The sequence below is a fragment of the Arthrobacter sp. RT-1 genome, from assembly GCF_003367205.1.
Lineage (GTDB): Bacteria > Actinomycetota > Actinomycetes > Actinomycetales > Micrococcaceae > Arthrobacter.
Window position 1 is genome coordinate 172,081 of record NZ_QRGQ01000040.1, and the last position, 18,443, is coordinate 190,523.

Annotated in this window: 17 protein-coding genes; 9 read left to right on the plus strand and 8 right to left on the minus strand. The window is 65.9% G+C overall.

Annotation, left to right across the window (positions count from 1 at the left end; all coding sequences use genetic code 11):
* On the plus strand, nt 1–618 hold the full coding sequence (locus DXK94_RS18975) for a phosphatase PAP2 family protein (RefSeq protein ID WP_115526216.1): 618 nt from the start codon (nt 1–3) through the stop codon (nt 616–618).
* 27 nt (nt 619–645) lie between these two features.
* On the opposite strand, the gene DXK94_RS18980 is transcribed toward DXK94_RS18975, so the two are convergent.
* The 5 genes from DXK94_RS18980 to DXK94_RS19000 form a co-directional block, all read right to left on the minus strand.
* A complete protein-coding gene (locus DXK94_RS18980) occupies nt 646–987 on the minus strand; it encodes a hypothetical protein (RefSeq protein ID WP_115526217.1) in 342 nt (113 codons plus the stop codon).
* A 153-nt stretch (nt 988–1,140) separates the two neighbouring features.
* Nucleotides 1,141–1,569, minus strand: coding sequence for a universal stress protein (locus DXK94_RS18985; RefSeq protein WP_079598023.1), 429 nt, complete (start codon nt 1,567–1,569; stop codon nt 1,141–1,143).
* 45 nt (nt 1,570–1,614) lie between these two features.
* Entirely contained in the window at nt 1,615–2,904 is a 1,290-nt protein-coding gene (locus DXK94_RS18990) for a PLP-dependent aminotransferase family protein (protein ID WP_115526218.1), read from the minus strand.
* A gap of 79 nt (nt 2,905–2,983) precedes the next feature.
* Nucleotides 2,984–3,748, minus strand: coding sequence for a hypothetical protein (locus tag DXK94_RS21745; RefSeq protein WP_258868616.1), 765 nt, complete (start codon nt 3,746–3,748; stop codon nt 2,984–2,986).
* A gap of 209 nt (nt 3,749–3,957) precedes the next feature.
* Nucleotides 3,958–4,515, minus strand: a complete 558-nt coding sequence (locus DXK94_RS19000; protein ID WP_079598020.1) for an NAD(P)H-dependent oxidoreductase — start codon at nt 4,513–4,515, stop codon at nt 3,958–3,960.
* A gap of 124 nt (nt 4,516–4,639) precedes the next feature.
* On the opposite strand from DXK94_RS19000, the gene DXK94_RS19005 reads away from it, so the two are divergent.
* From DXK94_RS19005 to DXK94_RS19030, 6 genes are all read left to right on the plus strand, one after another.
* Nucleotides 4,640–5,248, plus strand: coding sequence for a TetR/AcrR family transcriptional regulator (locus tag DXK94_RS19005; protein WP_115526115.1), 609 nt, complete (start codon nt 4,640–4,642; stop codon nt 5,246–5,248).
* 359 nt (nt 5,249–5,607) lie between these two features.
* A complete protein-coding gene (locus DXK94_RS19010; protein ID WP_079598083.1) occupies nt 5,608–6,591 on the plus strand; it encodes an ABC transporter permease in 984 nt (327 codons plus the stop codon).
* A gap of 2 nt (nt 6,592–6,593) precedes the next feature.
* Nucleotides 6,594–7,598, plus strand: a complete 1,005-nt coding sequence (locus DXK94_RS19015; RefSeq protein WP_079598018.1) for an ABC transporter permease — start codon at nt 6,594–6,596, stop codon at nt 7,596–7,598.
* On the plus strand, nt 7,595–9,832 hold the full coding sequence (locus tag DXK94_RS19020) for an ABC transporter ATP-binding protein (RefSeq protein WP_115526116.1): 2,238 nt from the start codon (nt 7,595–7,597) through the stop codon (nt 9,830–9,832). The genes DXK94_RS19015 and DXK94_RS19020 overlap by 4 nt, the downstream gene beginning before the upstream one ends.
* Nucleotides 9,833–9,884: 52 nt before the next feature.
* Entirely contained in the window at nt 9,885–11,603 is a 1,719-nt protein-coding gene (locus DXK94_RS19025; RefSeq protein WP_079598016.1) for an ABC transporter family substrate-binding protein, read from the plus strand.
* Between the two features lie 176 nt (nt 11,604–11,779).
* Nucleotides 11,780–12,841 (plus strand): Gfo/Idh/MocA family oxidoreductase, encoded by a 1,062-nt coding sequence (locus DXK94_RS19030; RefSeq protein WP_115526117.1) that lies wholly within the window; start codon nt 11,780–11,782, stop codon nt 12,839–12,841.
* Nucleotides 12,842–12,846: 5 nt separating this feature from the next.
* On the opposite strand, the gene ald is transcribed toward DXK94_RS19030, so the two are convergent.
* Entirely contained in the window at nt 12,847–13,965 is a 1,119-nt protein-coding gene (gene ald / locus DXK94_RS19035) for an alanine dehydrogenase (RefSeq protein WP_115526118.1), read from the minus strand.
* A 233-nt stretch (nt 13,966–14,198) separates the two neighbouring features.
* Between ald and DXK94_RS19040 the strand changes: the two genes are divergently transcribed.
* Nucleotides 14,199–15,419, plus strand: a complete 1,221-nt coding sequence (locus DXK94_RS19040; RefSeq protein WP_115526119.1) for a CdaR family transcriptional regulator — start codon at nt 14,199–14,201, stop codon at nt 15,417–15,419.
* Here the strand turns inward: DXK94_RS19040 and DXK94_RS19045 are convergent.
* Nucleotides 15,416–15,853, minus strand: a complete 438-nt coding sequence (locus tag DXK94_RS19045; RefSeq protein ID WP_115526120.1) for a helix-turn-helix domain-containing protein — start codon at nt 15,851–15,853, stop codon at nt 15,416–15,418. The genes DXK94_RS19040 and DXK94_RS19045 overlap by 4 nt on opposite strands.
* Before the next feature lie 48 nt (nt 15,854–15,901).
* Between DXK94_RS19045 and DXK94_RS19050 the strand changes: the two genes are divergently transcribed.
* Nucleotides 15,902–16,696, plus strand: a complete 795-nt coding sequence (locus tag DXK94_RS19050) for an alpha/beta fold hydrolase (protein WP_115526121.1) — start codon at nt 15,902–15,904, stop codon at nt 16,694–16,696.
* A 16-nt stretch (nt 16,697–16,712) separates the two neighbouring features.
* Here DXK94_RS19050 and ptsP read toward each other — a convergent pair whose 3' ends face one another.
* A complete protein-coding gene (ptsP, locus tag DXK94_RS19055) occupies nt 16,713–18,398 on the minus strand; it encodes a phosphoenolpyruvate--protein phosphotransferase (RefSeq protein ID WP_115526122.1) in 1,686 nt (561 codons plus the stop codon).
* Between the last annotated feature and the right edge of the window lie 45 nt (nt 18,399–18,443).

The window sequence follows — 18,443 nt, forward strand, 5'->3', positions numbered from 1 at the left end:
GTGGGCATCAGCGCCGGCACCATCCGGGCGAAGAACAGGACCGCCCGGTGGCTGACGGAGACGTTTCAGCCTCCCGTGGTGGTGAGCATCCAGCTGCTGGTCAGTCCGCTGACCGAGGGCGGTTTTCCGGCCACCATGGCGTACGGCGCGTTGGCGGCCCTGTTTGTCTGCGTGCTTCCGCTGCTTCTGCTGCTGGTCCTGGTCCGGCTGGGGAAGGTTACCGACCATCATGTCAGTGACCGGAAGCAGCGGGCTCCTGTCCTGCTGATGGCACTGGCATCGATCCTTGCAGGGCTGGTGGTCCTGGAGGCTGTCGGCGCGCCCCGGAGCGTTGTTGCCATGGTCCTTGCGGTGGTTGGCGGAGTCGTGGTGCTGGCCGGAGTGAGCCCGTTCTGGAAGATCAGCGGGCACGCTGCCGCCATCTCCTGCTCAACCGTCATCGCCGTGCTGATGCTCGGGGCGGCCTGGACTCCGTTGCTTCTCCTGATCCCGGCGGTCGGCTGGTCCCGTGTGGTACTGCGGGCCCATTCGGTGGCACAGGTGGTGACGGGGTCACTCTTCGGCGGAGTGGTGATGGCAGGCATCTGGTGGATCCTGCAGGGCCTGATGGTGGCCTAGGCAGTACAAGTCCCGGCCGGGCAGGCCCTAGAACGAGGAATACGGGTACGCCGAAAACATCTCGATGGTGGCCGGATCTGCGGTAGTTCCCAGGAGCACGGCCGCGGCCGTCATGAGGACGCCCATAGCAGCGGCCATGCCGGCCCACGCCGTGAAGAGCTTCCAGTCTTCGCGCAGCACGCTTCCCACGGTTTCGGGAAGCTGCAGCCCGGGCGTAATGAGGTTCGGCGCGGAGTCCACACTGCCGTCATCCAGCAGTGCCACGACGGTGCCATTGCTGCGGTCAACCCGCATGGAGCAGATGTGGTTGCCGTGGCGGGCCAGGAGGATGTCGTGGCCTACGAGCTGCCGGCGCTGGAGAGTGATCAAGATATGCCCCTCGATAGTGGTTGCTGGGTGCCGCACCATTGGGGGCCTATTCAATTTTATCGTTGCGCTAACGGCTGAACCCGGGTATCGGGCGTGAAACCAGACACCCCCCGCAGCGACTTTCGCCACCCGGGGGAGTGTCCGGGGTTACTGCTAGTCGGCGTCGTACGTGTTCGCGATGTAGACGTCGCAGGGCGCGTTGTGCGCCACGCTGTTGGCCACGCTGCCCAGGACGCGGCCTATGCCCTGCATCCTGCGGTTGCCCACCACGATGATGCGGGCTTCCATCCGGACCGCTTCCTTGATGAGGGCATCCGCCGGCCGGCCGCGGGCTGCGGAATACGTGACCTTGACGCCGCCACCGAGGGACTCCGCCACGGTACGGGCCACGTGTTCGGCCGCGTCGGCGTCTGAGACGATCCACTGGTCGCTGCCGCTGCCGAAGATCTCGGTGCGGTCGCTGTCGAAGGCCGACACAACGTGGAGTGATGCGTCCAAGGCAGCGGCGAGGTCGCGTGCGGACTCGGCTGCCTTCTTCGCGGTTCCGCTGCCGTCAACCCCTACAACGATGATTCCGCTCATGTGATGCTCCTTTGCTTCGTTTATGCGGCACTGGTCAGGCCAACGCTACAGCGCAGCTATGGCTTCCTGAAGCACAGGCGCCAGGCGGCGGACACCCTCGGCGATGGCTTCGGGAGGCACGGCGCTGAAGGCGAGTCGCAGTTTGTTGGACGGTTCGTCCGACGGCGTGAAGGCGGCGCCGGGGATAAATACCACGCCGGCGTCGATGGCCTTGTGCAGCAGCGGGTAGGTGTCCACGCCTTCCGGCAGCGTCACCCAGACAAAAAAGCCGCCCTCCGGGCTGGTCCACGTGGCCCCTGCGGGCATGTGTTCCTGCAACGCAGCCAGCATCGCCGCGCACCGCTCGGCGTACAGGCCGCGGTAGGTCTCGATCTGGCCCCTCCAGTCGTACTCGCGAAGGTAGGCGGAGACCAGCATCTGGTTCAGGGCGGGCGGGCACAGCGTCACAGACTCGGCCGCGAGGTAGTAGCGCCGCTGCAGGTGTTCCGGCACCAGCGCCCACCCGATGCGCAGGCCGGGCGCGAAGATCTTCGAGAACGAACCCATGTAGATGACGTCCCCGGGATTGTCGGCCCGGAGCGGGGCCAAGTGCTCGCCGGAGTAGCGCAGCAGACCGTAGGGGTTGTCTTCGAGGATCAGAATATTCGCAGTGCGGCATATATCCACCACCTGCTGCCGGCGCTCTTTGGCGAGGGTGATCCCTGACGGGTTGTTGAAGTTCGGGATGGTGTAAAGGAACTTGATGTTCTTGCCGGCCAGTTGAAGCGCCGCGATCCGCGCCTCCAGGAGCTCGGGGACCAGGCCGGATTCATCCATGTCCACCGTTTCCACCTGCACCTGGTATGCCTCGAACGTGTTGAGGGCACCCACGTAGGTAGGGTCTTCCACGAGCACCACGTCGCCGGGATTGCAGAACAATTTGGTGGCAACATCCTGGGCCGACTGTGAACCGGCGGTGATCACCACGTTCTGCGGCAGGGCGTCGAGGATACCTTCAGCGGCCATCACCTCGCAGATCTGGGTGCGCAGTTCTTCGGTCCCCTGTCCGGCGCCATACTGCAGCGCCGTGAGGCCGTCCTCGGCAATGATTTTGGCGGCGGTGGCCGCAAGCCGGTCCAGCGGAAGCGACTGCAGATACGGACTGCCGCCCGCAAGGGAGACCAGGCCGGGCCGCATGGAAATATCGAAAACGTCCCGCACCGCCGACTGCCGGATGTTCGCGGCACGCTCCGAGAACAGGTCCTCATGCCGGTGCGCTGACGTTGCAGCCCGTTCAATCGCATCGATGGCTTCCGCTGGCAGCGTCCCTGCTGCATCAAGTGTTTCGTGGCTCACATCCACAGGATACAGCCGGATGTTGCTCCAAAAGCAACACTTGTTGTCAATGCGCGTACGACAGGTTGCGGGCGGGTGGCTAGTCCTGCCTCAGTGCTTCTTTCAGCGGCTGCCCGTTGACGTAGATTTCAGCCCGGATTGCACCCACTGCCGCAACCGCTGTCTGCGTCAACTGCGCCTCAACCCGCGGGATGTCGCACACCCCGCCAAGGCTCAACGCGCCGGCCAGGTACACGGTGACCGTCGTTCCATCGAAAGAGCCGGAGAGGAACCTCAGCCCGGAGTCCGCCAAGGCGTTGTACATCTCCCGGACCGGTCCCGCCCCGGGGCCAGGCATTCCCGCTCCACCCGTTCCCTGCAGAAGCGCACCTATGGCGGCCGGAAGCGGATCGGAATCGGGGGCTGGGCTGTCCATGCCCACCAGACTGTCATTGCAGCCGAACCGCACGCCGTTGCTGCCGCCGTCGTCCAGGAGCACGTAGTAAGCCGTCACGGTGCGCGGCACGGCAGGAATGGTGGCCGGGGCCGGCGCCGGTGGTGCGGCGGCCTGCGTTGCGGGCGCCCGTCCGGCCTCGGGAACGGGCCAGCCCTCCGCCGCTTCCGCCGTTGTGGAAGGGCCTGCCGGCGGTACGCCCTCGGCAGGAGGGAGCGTTTCCGGCTCCGGTCCTGCCGAGGGCTGGTCCTGGGGCTGTGGCGCTGGAGCCGCCGGGGGTGCCGCAGCCGGGGCGCTGCTGCCGGGGGCGGATGGAGGGAAGGCTCCCGCGCCTGGACCTGCAGGCGGTGCGCCAATGCAGGCGCCGAGCAGCAGCGGCAGTGCCAGGCAGGCTTTTGCCGTTAGGCGCAAGCCCGTCCTTCGCCTCCCGGCGCTCCACTCTGCTGCCATGACTGCACCGCGATCCCGTTCCGGTACGTTCCGTGGATTAACGTTACGGCTGGCCTTTCCGGCGGAGTGTGTCCGTGAGGTACCGGTTGGGACAAGAGTTGGTCACGGCAGTACCTGGATGCAGCAGCGCCCGGTACGCGTAGCTGCGTACCGGGCGCCGGTGGGTGTGCCTAGGCTGCGGGAGCGGCGGCGGCAAGGGCATCGAACACGCCCTTGATCTGCTCCACAACCTCGGCGTCATCCTTGGGGTGGATTTCGGCGAACCGGACCATGGACCCGGGAACGGCGAGCTTGACGTCCTCGAGGACCTGGGCGCCGGCGATGCCGGCGGCCTTGCGCGCCTCATCCTGCGCCCACACGCCACCGAACTGGCCAAAGGCAGTGCCGACGACGGCCGTGGGCTTGCCGGCGAGGGCTCCGGCGCCGAAGGGGCGGGACAGCCAGTCGATCGCATTCTTCAGGGCTGCGGGAACGGTGCCGTTGTGCTCGGGGGTTACCAGGAGGACGGTGTCGGCTTCGCTGGCAGCGGCACGCAGGGCGGCGGCGGCGGCAGGAACCTGGCCTTCGACGTCGATGTCCTCGTTGTAGAAGGGGATGTTGCCCAGGCTGTCGTGGATGACAACCTCCACCTGCTCAGGGGCGTTCAGTTGGATGGCCTCGGCCAGCTTCTGATTTGTGGACCCGGCGCGCAGGCTGCCGACGAGGGTGAGGACCGTGCTCTTAGTCATGAATACTCCTGGGGTAGGGGCAGCGGGAGGGGCCGCGTGCCGGTTGAAGCTGAGGCTTGTCATGCCTTCACCAGACTAAACGGACCACGGTCCGCTTATTATTCCCAGGGGCTAGAATGTGGCTGTGAGCTCCATCCCACTGCGGCCGGGAATGACGCCGGCAACGCCCGCCGAGCGCAGTGATGCCGTCCGGAACCGGGAACGCCTGCTGGTGGCTGCCCGTGAACTGATATCGGAATGCGGGGCCGAAGCCCTGACCATGGACCGCCTCGCGGAACGTGCCGGGGTGGGCAAGGGCACAGTGTTCCGCCGCTTCGGCAGCAGGGCCGGGCTCATGCTGACGCTGCTCGACGATTCCGAATCCGCGTTCCAGGCCCGGTTCTTGTTTGGCCCTCCTCCGCTGGGTCCCGGCGCGCCCGGACGTGAGCGGCTGATCGCGTTCGGTTCTGAGCGGATCGCCTACGTGGTGGAGTTCGGCGACCTGGTGCTTGCCGCTGAGAACGCCTCGCGGGGCCGGTTTGACGTGCCGGCCGCGGCGCTGTGGCACCGGCACATCGAGGTGCTCCTGCGCGAGGCGGGTTTCGACTCGGACCCCTGGCTCATGGCAGGGTCTTTGAGCGCAACGCTGGATCCGGAGCGGCTCCTCCACCTGGTACGGGACCGCGGCGTGGCACCGGAAAGGCTGGCCGCCTCTTGGGCCGACCTTGTCACAAGGGTGGTCAAAGACGCGTAGATTACGCCGGACGGAGCCGCGGCGTCCAGTCATATGGACTTCACAGAATTCTTCATAACAATCTGATACGCGCGGGTAGCTTTCCTGCGGTTACCCACGTTTTGGCTCAAGGCTTGTGATAGTTTCCTCAAGAAATGTGACCCGCGACATAGTCCGTCAGGACGGCCCTGCCAAGGCTGCGGGACAGCCAGCTACCCGCTGGCACAACACCCGGTGAGGCGGCACAACCCCCGCCAATCCCGGGAAGACGGAAGGATCCTGCGCGTGATTGTTGAACTGTCCCGCACTCCGGCACGCCGGCGGAAGCAAGCGTGCCACTTCAGTCAGCGCGCGGCGGCGAATCCGAAGTAGCGCACACCATGCTCAAGTACCTCGCCAGGCGCGGCATCACCTATTTGGTCATGATCTTCCTGACCACGTCGGCCGGATATTTCCTTGCCGTCAGTACACTCAAGCCGGCATTGCTGGAACAGGAGCGCATTCCGCGTCCGACGCCGGAGCAGGTGGCCACTTCCATGCGCCTGAAGGGCCTGGACCCGGAGCTCAGCCCCTGGGAGCGGTACGTTGAGTGGTTGACCGCCATCGTGACAAGGTGGGACTGGGGCAGGAGCCCCAATGGGGCGTTCATCAACGCCGAATTCGGTGACCGGGTATGGATCTCCACGCGGCTGTTCCTCGCGTCCATCATTCTGACCCTGATCATCGGCGTGGCCCTGGGCGTTTATTCGGCCGCCCGGCAGTACAAGTTCCAGGACCGCGTGATCACGTCCTACAGCTACCTCGCCTACATTGTGCCCGCCCCCATCGCATACTTCCTCGTACAGCTGGGCGCCATCAACATCAACGAAACAGTAGGCCAGCGGATCTTCTTCGTCACCGGCATTTCCACTCCCGGCATGGAACCGGGGTGGGAGCAGTTCGTGGACATGCTGGCGCACTACGCGGTTCCGACCATAGCGATCACGCTGGTCGGCTGGGGTTCCTACCAAATAGCGCAGCGCCAGTACCTTTTGGACAACGTCAACGCCGACTTTGTCCGCACCGCGCGCGCCAAGGGGCTCACCCGCAACCAGGCCATCACCCGGCATGCGCTCCGCGTCTCGTTCATTCCCGTTGCCCAAAGCATCGCCTTCACCATCCCGGCCATCTTTGCCGGCGGCTTCTTCGCGGAGAAAATCTTCGCCTGGCCCGGTGTCGGCTCGTGGAGCATCGATGCCATCTCGCTGCAGGACGTCAACGCGGCCACTGCCACGCTCGCCTACGGTTCCGTCATTTTCGCCCTGGGGGCCATCCTGGCTGATTTTGCCACAACCCTCGTTGACCCCAGAGTGCGGGTGCAGTAGCCATGACCAACCTCAATGCCGTCGACCCCGCTGCCGCTGCGCAGGACGCGCACCTGGAAAACGCCGATGTGGTGATCGGCAAGAACACGATCATCTTCCGCCGCTTCATGCGCAACAAAACCGCCGTGGCGGGCCTCGCCATCTTCCTTGCCCTGACGCTCTTCTCCTTTGTGGGCGGCTACTTCACGCAGTGGGACAAGGAAACCATCGATCCCTTCAACATTGGGATGCCGCCGTCGGCGGAGCATTACCTGGGCACCTCCCAGGCTGGCATCGACCTCTATGCGATGACTGTGGAAGGAACCCGGATCTCCATCCTGATCGGCCTGATCGTGGGCCTGGTGTCGGTCCTCATCGCCGCCGTGTACGGGTGCACCATGGCGTACTTTGGCGGCAAGGTGGACAAGGTGATGCTTTTTGTCCTTGAAGCGCTCATCATGATGCCCGCTCTGCTGGTGGTGGCGGTTGCCACCAGCGGGGGAGGGGAAGGCCTGAAACGGGACCTGCCCTCCTGGCTGCTGCTGATCATCGTCCTGCTGGTCTTCAGCTGGATGGGAACGGCCAGGCTGATCCGTTCGCTGTCCATGTCGCTCATGCAGCGGGACTTCGTCAAGGCAGCCCAGTACATGGGCGTCCCGCCGCGCCGGATCGTGTGGCGGCACCTGGTCCCCAACATCGGCTCCCTGCTGGTTCTGGACATCACCCGCGGTGTCACCGGAGCCATCCTTGCGGAAGTCGCCTTTTCCTTCATCGGCATCGGCATCAAGGTTCCGGACGTCAGCCTCGGCGTGCTGATCGGCGGTGCGACCTCCCAGGTCCAGACGTTCCCCTGGATGTTCTGGGTACCCCTGACGGTGATGTTCCTCCTCACCGGTTCCCTGGCGATGATGAACGACGGCCTGCGGGATGCCTTCGACCCCAGTTCCAGTTCCTCGGGCAAAGCCAGGAAAACCAAAGCCCGGAGAATCAGCGCAGAGACGGCAACCATGAAGAAGAAGGCGTCATGAGCAGCGAAACCACTGCCGGGCCGGCAGAGTCCACCGGGCCGGTTGAGCGGCTGCACATCGCCGGGCTCCACGCGGCAACGGATGCCGTGCTGTCCGTCCGGGACCTCAACGTCCGCTTCAACACCGAAAACGGCGTGGTGCATGCCGTCCGCGGTGTTGACTTTGACCTCCTGCCCGGCAAGACGCTGGGCATCGTGGGGGAGTCCGGCTCGGGAAAATCCGTGACGTCCCTGGCCATCATGGGGCTGCTGCCCGCCACGGCCGAGATTTCCGGCTCCGTGAGGCTTAAGGGCCGCGAACTGCTGGGCCTCAGTGACAAGGCCATGTGCGAATACCGCGGCAACGAGCTGGCCATGGTCTTCCAGGACCCCCTCTCGTCCCTGACGCCCGTCTACACCGTGGGCACCCAGATCACCGAAGCGCTCACCATCCACAACCCCACCATGAGCAGGCAGGCCAAAGAAGCCCGCGCCGTCGAACTCCTGGCCATGGTGGGAATCCCCAGCCCCAGGGACAGGCTGCGAGCCTTCCCGCACGAATTCTCCGGCGGCATGCGCCAGCGCGTGATGATTGCCATTGCCATTGCCAACAATCCGCGGGTCCTCATTGCGGACGAGCCGACGACGGCCCTGGACGTCACCATCCAGGCGCAGGTCCTGGAGGTTCTCCACACGGCGCAGGAGGAAACGGGCGCCGCCGTCGTCATGATCACGCACGATCTGGGCGTCGTGGCTGGCATGGCCGACGAGATCATGGTGATGTACGCCGGCAAGCCGGTGGAGACCGGCGAGGTTGACGAGATCTACTACAACCCGCGGATGCCGTACACGATGGGGCTGCTGGGCGCGGTTCCCAGGGTGGATGTGGCGGAAAAGACGTCCCTGGTGCCCATTGAGGGTATGCCGCCCAACCTGCTCCAGCAGCCCACCGGCTGCTCCTTCGCTCCGCGTTGCCCGCTGGTCTCGGACGCCTGCCTGGCCGGGGAACCGGCTTTGGCCCCGGTGGCGGGAGGGGTCCAGCACCGGGCCGCGTGCATCAAGGCGGAATCGCTCGGGGGCGCAGACGTAGACGTGCAGGACGTGTTTGCCGCCCCGCCGGTTCCGGTGTCGCGCTTCGACTCCATCCCCCGGACCGAACGCTCAACCGTGCTGCAGCTCAAGGATGTCCGCAAGCACTTCCCGCTGACCAGGGGTGCTTTGTTCAAGCGCCGCATCGGCACCGTCAAGGCCGTGGACGGCCTGAGCTTCGATATCCGCGAGGGTGAATGCTTTTCCATCGTGGGGGAGTCCGGCTCGGGAAAGACCACCACCCTCCTGGAAATCATGGAGTTCCACAAGGACCAGGACGGCGAGGTGGTGATCGACGGGATCAGCAACAAGCAGGCCGTCGATGCCAAAACCAAGAGCGCCATGCGGCGGGAACTGCAAATGGTGTTCCAGGACCCCACCGGGGCACTGGACCCCCGGTTCACGGTCTACGAGGTGCTCGCCGAGCCGCTCCAGAACGTGGGCATGGACAGGCCGGCCATCAGGAAGCGCATCATGGAACTGATGAAGCTCGTGGGACTGCAGCCGGACCACGTCAACCGCTTCCCCAACCAGTTCTCCGGCGGACAGCGGCAACGGATCGGGATAGCCCGGGCGCTTGCCGTCAACCCCAAGCTGGTGGTGCTGGACGAGCCCGTCTCCGCCCTCGACGTTTCCGTCCAGGCAGGCGTCATCAACCTCCTGGACAAGCTCCGCGCCGAACTGGGCCTGAGCTACCTCCTGGTGGCCCATGATCTTTCCGTGGTGCGGCACATCTCCAACCGGGTAGCCGTCATGTACCTGGGCAAGATCGTGGAAATCGGCGAGGTGGACCGGGTGTTCGACAACCCGCGCCACCCGTACACCCGGGCCCTCCTGTCCGCTATCCCGGTGCCCGATCCCCAGCTGGAGCGCACCCGCGAACGCATCATCCTCCAGGGCGACCTGCCCTCGCCCCTGGATGCGCCGAAAGGCTGCAACTTCGCCACGCGGTGTCCCGTCTTTGCTGCACTTCCGCCGGCGAAGCAGGAAAAGTGCCTCACAGTGGAGCCGCCGCTGGAACCCGTCGCACCATCGGCGGCCACGCAGGCCCTGGAAGCGGCTCCTGTACCCTCTCCGGACCAGCGCTTTGCCTGCTTTTTCCCGGACGGGGAACTGGACGAAGACATGCTGGTGGTCCACGAACCCGCGGACCACCATGCGCCCTAGGATTATCCGACCCATCACAAGCACCACCACTAGCAACAACGAAGGGAAAACCATGAGGAATCTGACCAGGATCGGCGGAGCTGCGGCCATTGCTGCAACTCTGGCGCTGACGGCCTGTGGCGGTGGTGGCGGTGCCACCGGGCCCGAGACGGCCAAGGGCCAGGAGGCAGGCAGCGACCTGTCCAAGCTCATCAGCATCAATGAGAAGCCGGCAGCCGATCTTGAGCAGGGCGGAAAGGTCACGCTCCCGCTGGGAAGCATCGGCCCGGACTTCAACGGTTTTTCCAACAACGGCAACAGCTCGGATAACTCCGCCCTGATGGCGCCGATCAACCCGGTGGCTGTGAGCGGTGGCGGCATCGGCGGCTGCTGGAAGGTGGACTTCCTCGGCAAGGCGACGCCGAACCCGGACTTCTGTGAGTCCGTGGACAGCGAGGTGGTGGACGGCAAGCAGACCATCACCATCAAGGTCAACGAGAAGGCCACGTACAACGACGGCACGCCCATCGACATCAAGGCCTTCCAGAACACCTGGAACATCCTGAAGAGCCCCGATGCGGGCTACGACATCGTTAGCTCCGGCGCCTACGAATTCGTGGAGTCCGTGGAAGCCGGCAGCAGCGACAAGGAAGTCATCGTCAAGATGACCCAGCCGGTGTATCCGGTGGAAGACCTCTTCTTCGGCCTGATCCACCCTGCCGTGAACTCGCCCCAGATCTTCAACGAAGGCTTTGTGGGCAACATGCATCCTGAATGGATGGCCGGCCCGTTCAAGGTGGACCAGTACGATGCCGCCGCCAAGACCGTGACGCTGGTCCCCAACGAGAAGTGGTGGGGCAACAAGCCGGTGCTGGAGAGTGTGACCTTCCGCCAGCTGGAAACCAGCGCCCAGATCGCGGCCTTCAAAAACGGTGAGATCGACGCCATGTCCGCCAACACCATCGCGCTCTACAAGCAGCTTGAGGGCACCAGCAACTCCGAGGTCCGCCGCGGCCAGCGCCTCTTCGCCGGCGGCATGAACATCAATGCGCAGCGGGTCACCGACGTTGCCGTCCGCAAGGCCATCTTCGCCGCCGTGGACCGTGAAGCCCTCCGCAAGGTCCGCTTCAACGGCCTGAACTGGGAAGAGCCCAGCTCCGGCTCCATGATGCTCCTGCCCTTCTCGGAGTACTACCAGGACAACTACCCGGTCAAGGAAACGGGCCCGGAAGCCGCCAAAAAGGTCCTGACCGACGCCGGCTACACCGAGAACGCCAACGGCATCATGGAGAAGGACGGCAAGCCGGCGGCCTTCAAGATCAGCAACTTCGGTGACGATCCCACCACTCTCGCCTTCACCCAGACCCTGCAGAAGCAGCTTCAGGCCGGCGGCATGGACGTGGGCATTGACCAGCGCGCCTCCGCCGACTTCGGCAAGGTCATCGGCGCCCGCGAATTCGACATGAGCGTCTCCGGCTACACGGTTGGCGCGGACGCCACGTCGGCGGTCAAGCAGTACTACGACTCCAAGACCAACGAAAACGGCCTCGGTGACGCAGAACTGGACAAGAAGATCGCCGACCTCGCCTCCATCGAGGACAACGCGGAGCGCAACAAGGCGGCCATGGAGGTTGAGAAGGAGCACATGGCCAAGTACTTCTCCATGGGCGTGGTCATGAACGGCCCGCAGATCTCCTTCGTCCGCACCGGCCTGGCCAATTACGGCCCGTCCCTATTCCAGAGCCTGTCCCAGGTTCCGGACTGGACCACGCTGGGCTGGGAAAAGAAGTAGGCTTCCAGCCGCACTGACGCAAAGGCCGGCATCCCTGAGCCAGGGGTGCCGGCCTTCGCCGTACCCCGAAACCCCCGGACGCTCTCTCACCTTTCGCCGGTTTTTCGTCGACGCTCTCGCATTTATTTCCGATTTTTCCCGGACGCTCCCTCGCTGCTGCGGAGTAGCGTAGTCCCATGACCGGGACTGAAGCTGCACCGCGAACCATCCGTACCGCCGTCGTTGGATATGGCCTGGCAGGGAGCGTCTTCCATGCGCCGCTGATCGCGTCGGACGGCAGCTACTCCCTGGATGTCATCGCCACGTCCGACGACGGCAGGCAGGCGGCTGCCACGGCCCGCTTTCCGCGGGTGAAGACGGTGCCCGACGGTCCGGCCGTGCTGAAGCGCGCCGATGACCTGGACCTCGTAGTGCTGGCAACACCTCCGGCCACCCATTACCCGTTGGCCAAAGCCGCCCTGGAGGCGGGGCTGGACGTGGTGGTGGACAAGCCGTTCGCGGTCACCAGCGCCGAGGGCCGGGAACTGGTTGAGCTCGCCGGGGAACTTGGCAGGGTGCTGACGGTATTCCAGAACCGCAGGTGGGACGGCGATTATCTGACCCTGCGCAAGCTGCTGGCGGTGGAGGCTGTGGGTACTGTGACGAGGTTCGAGTCGCGGTTTGAGCGTTGGTCCCCGATTATCGCGAAAGCCTGGAAGGCACGCGCCACGGCGACCGAGGGGGGCGGTGCGCTGTACGATCTGGGCAGCCACCTGATCGACCAGGCCCTCCAGCTTTTCGGTCCGGCGTCAGTGGTCCATGCGGAGTTGCGGGCTCGGAGGTCGGACGAGCGCGCTGAGGACGACGTGTTCCTGGTGCTGCGGCACGAGACCGGGGTGCTGAGCCACCTCACGATGAACATGCTGTGCGCCCAGCAGGCCCCGCGGTTCCGCGTCCTCGGTTCCGTCGGAGGCTATACCAAGCACGGTGTGGACCCCCAGGAACCCTACATCGTGGCCGGCGGCAGCCCGCTGGACGAGGAGTACGGCGTGGAATCGCCGGAATGGGCAGGGCTCCTGGGCCGTGATGGCCACCTGGACGCCCTGCCCACCGAGCGCGGCGCCTATCCCGAGTTCTACCGGCTCCTCGCGGACAAAATCCTCGACGGCGGCGCGGCCTCCAGCCTGCCCCTCCCCGTAGACCCTCAGGATGCCATTGAGTCCTTAAGAATCATTGAACAAGCACGCGAACTGGCGTAGGACTGCTACGCAGAGACCAGTTCGTGCCAGTCCGCTACGAGCGGCAGGTTGTGGGCCTCGGACACGGAGTGGTGCGCCACGTGCCCGGCGGCGATGTTGAGGCCTGCGGCCAGGGCGGGATCCCGGTCGAAGGCGGCCTTGACGCCCAGGTTTGCCAGGGCAACGGCGTAGCGCAGGGTGACGTTGGTCAGCGCATAGGTGGAGGTGTTGGGCACGGCGCCGGGCATGTTGGCCACGCAGTAGAAGATGGTGTTGTGGACCTTGTACGTGGGTTCCTGGTGCGTGGTGGGGTGGGTGTCCTCGAAGCAGCCGCCCTGGTCCACGGCGATGTCCACCAGGACCGAGCCGGGCTTCATGCGGGCCACGAGGTCGTTGGTGACCAGTTTGGGCGCCTTGGCACCGGGGATCAGGACGGAGCCGATCACCAGGTCGGCGTCCACCACGGACTTTTCGATCTCGTACTTGTTCGAGGCCACGGTCTTGAGCCGGCCCTGGTACTGGGCGTCCAGTTCGCGGAGGCGGTGGATGTTGATGTCCATGATGGTGACGTCGGCGCCGAGGCCCAGGGCCATGGCTGCTGCGTTGGTGCCGGCAACGCCTGCACCGAGGACCACTACCTTGGCGGGGCGGACGCCGGGGACGCCGCCCAGCAGGATGCCCTTGCCGCCGGCGGGGGCCATCAGCGAGGAGGCGCCCACCTGGACGGAGAGGCGGCCGGCCACCTCGGACATGGGGGCGAGGAGCGGCAGGGTGCGGCCTTCCTGGACGGTTTCGTAGGCGATGGCGGTGACGCCGGAGTTGATGAGTTCGCGGGTGAGTTCGGGCTCGGCGGCGAGGTGGAGGTAGGTGAAGAGGATCAGGCCCTTGCGGAACCGGTGGTACTCGGCCTTGATGGGCTCCTTGACCTTCATCACCATGTCCGCGCGGGCCCAGACGTCGTCCGCCTCGTTCACGATTTCGGCGCCGGCGATCGAGTATTCCTCGTCGGTGATGCCTGAACCGAGGCCCGCGCCGCGCTCCACCAGGACGGTGTGGCCGTGGGTGCGGAACTCGTGGACGCCGGCGGCGGTGATGGCCACCCGGAATTCGTTGTTCTTGATTTCTTTGGGGACGCCGATGATCATCGTGGGCTCCAGGTTCTCGGCCGGATCAGCCGGAAAGTGCGGAAGGATTCTGTGTTTCCACGATAAATCCGGTTGTGAGCCAGCTGACATGGCTGCAGTGCGGGAACCGGAGGGGAACCGCGTGATTCCGCGGTTTTTGCTGGGGTGGGATCGACACTTGTCGAGTTCCAGAGCGTCAGGTGTCGCCTCCTGTCCGTTCGGCTCGGCAGCTTCAGAGGCAGTACTGTTGGCCCATGCAGCAGCAGGGTGTGGAGCAACTCGTGGAGCAGGTGGCGCAGAAGCTGGGCCGCGGGCTTTCGCTGGAGGACCTGGACGGTGTGCTGCTCGCCTACAGCTCCAACCAGTCGCACGCTGACCGCGTGCGTGTGAACTTTCTGCTGAGCAAGAAGGTGCCGGCGGACGTGAGCGCGTGGCAGCTCTCGCACGGCATCGCAACGGCGGTCCGGCCTGTGGTGGTTCCCGCCAACGAGGACCTGGGCATGCTGGGCCGGGTGTGCGTTCCATTGATGGTGCGCGGCTTCCGCGTGGGGTACCTGTGGGTGCAGCAGGACAGCGTGGAGGAAAGCCCGACGGCGATCCTCACCCAGCTGCCGGGCGTTAACCATGAACTGGAGATGCTGTCCGGGCTGCTGCTCGATTCCAACACCGCTGAGTCCGAGTACCGGCGCGCTCGCGAGCGTGAGTTCCTGGCAGCGTGCGCCGGCGAACCCAACGCGGTGGCCGCCGTGGCGGGGTGGAAGGAAGTCCAGGGCCGGGGGCCGTGGCAGGTGGTCACGGTGCTGGACGCGGACGGCTGGGCGGCCGGGCCGGATCCGATTGCTTCCACGCTGATTCACCGCTCAACTGCCCTGCAGGCCACGGTGGGGGTGGACGCCGTACTGTTCAGTGCCGGCACCGAAACGCATTCGGTGGTGTTGTTCCGCGAATCGACGGGGCGGGCAAACCACGCCCAGGTCCTGGTGCACTACCAGCTGGAGCTGGCCAAACGGTCAGGCCGACCGGTCCACCGCATCATTCTGGGCATCAGTGAAGGCTTCGGGCGCACCCGCCAGCTGGCGGAGGCGTACCGGCAGTCAAAGATGGCGGCGCAGGCCGCGGCGGTGGACCCGCAGCTGGGAGAGCTGGTGGATTGCCGGGCCGCAGGGGTTTACCAGTTGCTGGCCTCGGCGGGGGGAGGGGTTGGCGCCTGGGCAGACTCAGGCTCCGTCTACTTCCGGATCCTGGAGGACCACGACCGCAACGGCGAACTCATTCCGGTCCTGGAGCTCCTGTATGACAACGACGGGTCAGTCCAGGATGTGGCCGCCAAGCTCCACCTGCACCGCAGCAGCATCTACAACCGGCTGGGCAGGATCCGCCAGCTCCTGGGTGTGGACCCGCTCAAGGGGCTGCCCCGCCTGGAGCTCCATGCCGCGTTGAAGATGCGCCGCTGGTCGGCCCGCCCCAGGATCTAGCCTTCCCGAACCTCTAGGTCCGGGGCTTCCTGGCCGCCGGCCTTCTTCCGGGCATCCTTCTTCTGCTGCTCCACTTTCTGCCGCTCCAGCCAGGCCAGGATGGCGGCCAGGGGAATGCGCCGGTGGCTGCCCCGGTACTCCACCGGGATCTCGCCGCGGTCCGTCATGTTGCGTAGGTACGTGTGCGAGATTCCGGCCAGCTCTGCGGCTTTGGACGTTGTCAGCATTTCCTCAACGCTGCTGACGGTCACCGCTTCGCCGCGGCTGAACCGGTGGAGGAGATCGACGACGGCGTCCCTCGCCAGGGGCGGCAGCCGGTGGACAGTGCCATCCACAAAAACAGTGATGTCATCGCTGCCCGCGAGTGCCTGGTTTAGCTTGTGGGCGTCTTCCGGGGGAAGGGCGCCTGTCATCCGGGGAGCTATCAGTGCCATCATTTCAGCCTACCCGGGCCCTGCCGCCGCGGGAGGTATGCTCGGCTGATGGTATTGAGTGGCGGCCGCGACGTGGAATACAACGGCCTGCAGGGACGGCTGTACGCTTCCGCCGGGCCTGCGGGCGCTGCGCCGCGGACCGGTGCGAGGCCCGCCTACGTGCTGCTCCATGGCATCGGGGTCTCCCACCGCTACCTTGCCCGGCTGCACGTGGAACTGGCCAAGGGCGCGGATGTCTACTCCTTCGACCTGCCGGGATTCGGTGCGTCGACGCGTCCCCGGCGGCAGCTGCAGGTGGCTGACTTCGCCGCGTTCGTGAGCGGCGTCCTCACTGAAGCAGGGGTCCGGAGTGTTGTGCCGGTGGGCCATTCGATGGGCGCCCAGTTCGCGGTGGAGATGGCACTTCAGGCACCGGACCTGGTGGCCGGGGCAGTCCTGATGGGCCCCGTGGTGGACACAGCCCGGAAGTCGGTGGCCGCGCAGGCGCTGGCGCTCACCCGCGACGCACTGTTCAGTGAATCGCTGATTTCCAACATCATCGTGTTCGGTGACTATTTCCGCGCAGGCCCGCGGTGGTACCTGACGGAGCTGCCGGTGATGATGGAGTACCCGCTGGAGGAGAAACTGGCCGCGGTCCACCAGCCGGTGCTAGTGCTGCGCGGCGGCAAGGACCCCATCGCCCGCCGCCCGTGGTGTGACACGCTGGCTGCGGCCGCTCCACAGGGCACGGTGGCGGAGATTCCGGGGCAGGGCCACGTCGTCCAGTACACCGCGCCGGAGACCGCCGCCGAAACAATCAGCGGCTGGGTCCGGGCGGTGGACGGGTTCGGCGTCACGGCCTGATGGCCGCGCTGGCGGTTTAGAGCCCGAGTTCTTCCAGGACCGGCAGTTTCTCCCGGACCCAGGCCCGGGCCTCGGTGGCGCTCGGTGCGGACAGCGCCAGCTTGGCCAGCTGCTGAGCCTCGGAAAGCGTCACCGTCTTCAGGACCGCGGCGACGGCCGCGAGGGAACGGGCGGTCATGGACAGGGTGGCCACGCCCAACCCGGTAAGGACGACGGCGAGGGCGGGGTCGGCCGCGGCCTCACCACAGACGCCCACGGGTTTGTTGTTGCCTTCCGCACGGGACCCTTCAACGGTCAGCCCCACCAGGCGCAGGACGGCAGGCTGCCACGGCGTGTTCAGGTTGGCGAGGGGGCCAAGCTGGCGGTCCGCCGCCATGGCGTACTGCGTGAGGTCGTTGGTGCCCAGGCTGGCGAAGCCCACTTCCCGGAGGATCGCTTCCGCGGTCAGGGCTGCCGAGGGAACCTCAACCATCACCCCGGGAGTCTTGATGCCGGCGTCCGCGCACATCGAGGCGAAGCGCGCGGCTTCCTCGGCGGTGGAGATCATGGGTGCCATCACCCACACGTCCGCCTCGGACTGCTTCTCCGCCAATGCGATCGCTTCCAGCTGGCGGTCCAGCACGCCGGGCGTGGTGAAGTCCGTGCGGTAGCCGCGGACACCCAGGGCAGGGTTGGGCTCCGTGGAGTCTGTCAGGAACGGCAGCGGCTTGTCCGCGCCGGCGTCGAGCGTGCGCAGGACCACTTTCTTGCCCGGGAAGGCATCAAAGACCTTCTTGTAGGCGAGGGCCTGCTCTTCAACGCTGGGTTCGGTGTCCCGTTCCAGGAAGCAGAATTCGGTGCGGAACAGCCCCACGCCCTGGGCGCCAAGTTTGGCGGCCGCCTCGGCATCCTTGCCGCCGCCCACGTTGGCGAGCAGCGGGACCAGGTGGCCGTCCGCCGTCGCTCCCGTGCCGCTGAACTCGGCCAGCAGGGAAGCCGTGGCCGCCCAGGCCTCTGCTGCAGCGCGAAGGGGCTCGTCAGGCTCGGAAGTCACAGCCCCGGCTGCGCCGTCCAAGTACACTTCCGTGCCGTCCTGGAGTTCATCCACGCCGACTGCGGCCACAACGGCGGGCAGGCCGAGGGACCGGGCGATGATGGCGGTGTGAGACTGCGGGCCGCCGCCTGCGGTGACAAGGGCCAGGACCTTGTTCGGGTCCAAGGTGGCGGTGTCGGCCGGCGCCAGGTCCTCGGCCACCAGGATGAAGGGGTTGTTGGAGGCCGGGATGCCCGGCGCGGGCACACCGCGCAGTTCGGCGACTATCCGGGCGCGGACGTCCAGGACGTCGGTGGCGCGCTCGGCCATGTAGCCGCCGAGGTTGTGAAGCATTTCGGAAACGGAGGAACCGGACTCCCAGATGGCACGCTCCGCGGACGTCCCGCGGGCAACAAGCTTGGCCGCACCCTTGATCAGCATGGTGTCCTTGGCCATCAGTGCCGTGGCTTCCAGGACCGCCTTGCCGTCACCCGTGGCGTGGGCCGCACGGGCCTTCAGTTCGTCGTGAACGGCCTGGGAGGCCGCTTTCAGTGCTGCGGTGGCTTCCTCTGGCGTGGTGCCTGCCGGGAGCTGTTCGCCGGCGGGAGGTTCGCTGATCGGTTTGGGCATCTGGCGGATGGTGCCGATGACGCGGCCTGGGCTGACGCCTACTCCTGGGAAGTTCTGCACTGAAGGTCCTCATTCTCTGCCGGTAGCCAGGCGCGTCAGGATAAC

Coding starts and splice junctions, on each gene's coding strand:
- DXK94_RS18985 (WP_079598023.1), bottom strand. CDS start 1,569: ATGAGCGGAATCATCGTTGTAGGGGTTGACGGCAGCGGAACCGCGAAG.
- DXK94_RS19000 (WP_079598020.1), bottom strand. CDS start 4,515: ATGACTAAGAGCACGGTCCTCACCCTCGTCGGCAGCCTGCGCGCCGGG.
- DXK94_RS19010 (WP_079598083.1), top strand. CDS start 5,608: ATGCTCAAGTACCTCGCCAGGCGCGGCATCACCTATTTGGTCATGATC.
- DXK94_RS19015 (WP_079598018.1), top strand. CDS start 6,594: ATGACCAACCTCAATGCCGTCGACCCCGCTGCCGCTGCGCAGGACGCG.
- DXK94_RS19020 (WP_115526116.1), top strand. CDS start 7,595: ATGAGCAGCGAAACCACTGCCGGGCCGGCAGAGTCCACCGGGCCGGTT.
- DXK94_RS19025 (WP_079598016.1), top strand. CDS start 9,885: ATGAGGAATCTGACCAGGATCGGCGGAGCTGCGGCCATTGCTGCAACT.
- DXK94_RS19030 (WP_115526117.1), top strand. CDS start 11,780: ATGACCGGGACTGAAGCTGCACCGCGAACCATCCGTACCGCCGTCGTT.
- ald (WP_115526118.1), bottom strand. CDS start 13,965: ATGATCATCGGCGTCCCCAAAGAAATCAAGAACAACGAATTCCGGGTG.
- DXK94_RS19040 (WP_115526119.1), top strand. CDS start 14,199: ATGCAGCAGCAGGGTGTGGAGCAACTCGTGGAGCAGGTGGCGCAGAAG.
- DXK94_RS19045 (WP_115526120.1), bottom strand. CDS start 15,853: ATGGCACTGATAGCTCCCCGGATGACAGGCGCCCTTCCCCCGGAAGAC.
- DXK94_RS19050 (WP_115526121.1), top strand. CDS start 15,902: ATGGTATTGAGTGGCGGCCGCGACGTGGAATACAACGGCCTGCAGGGA.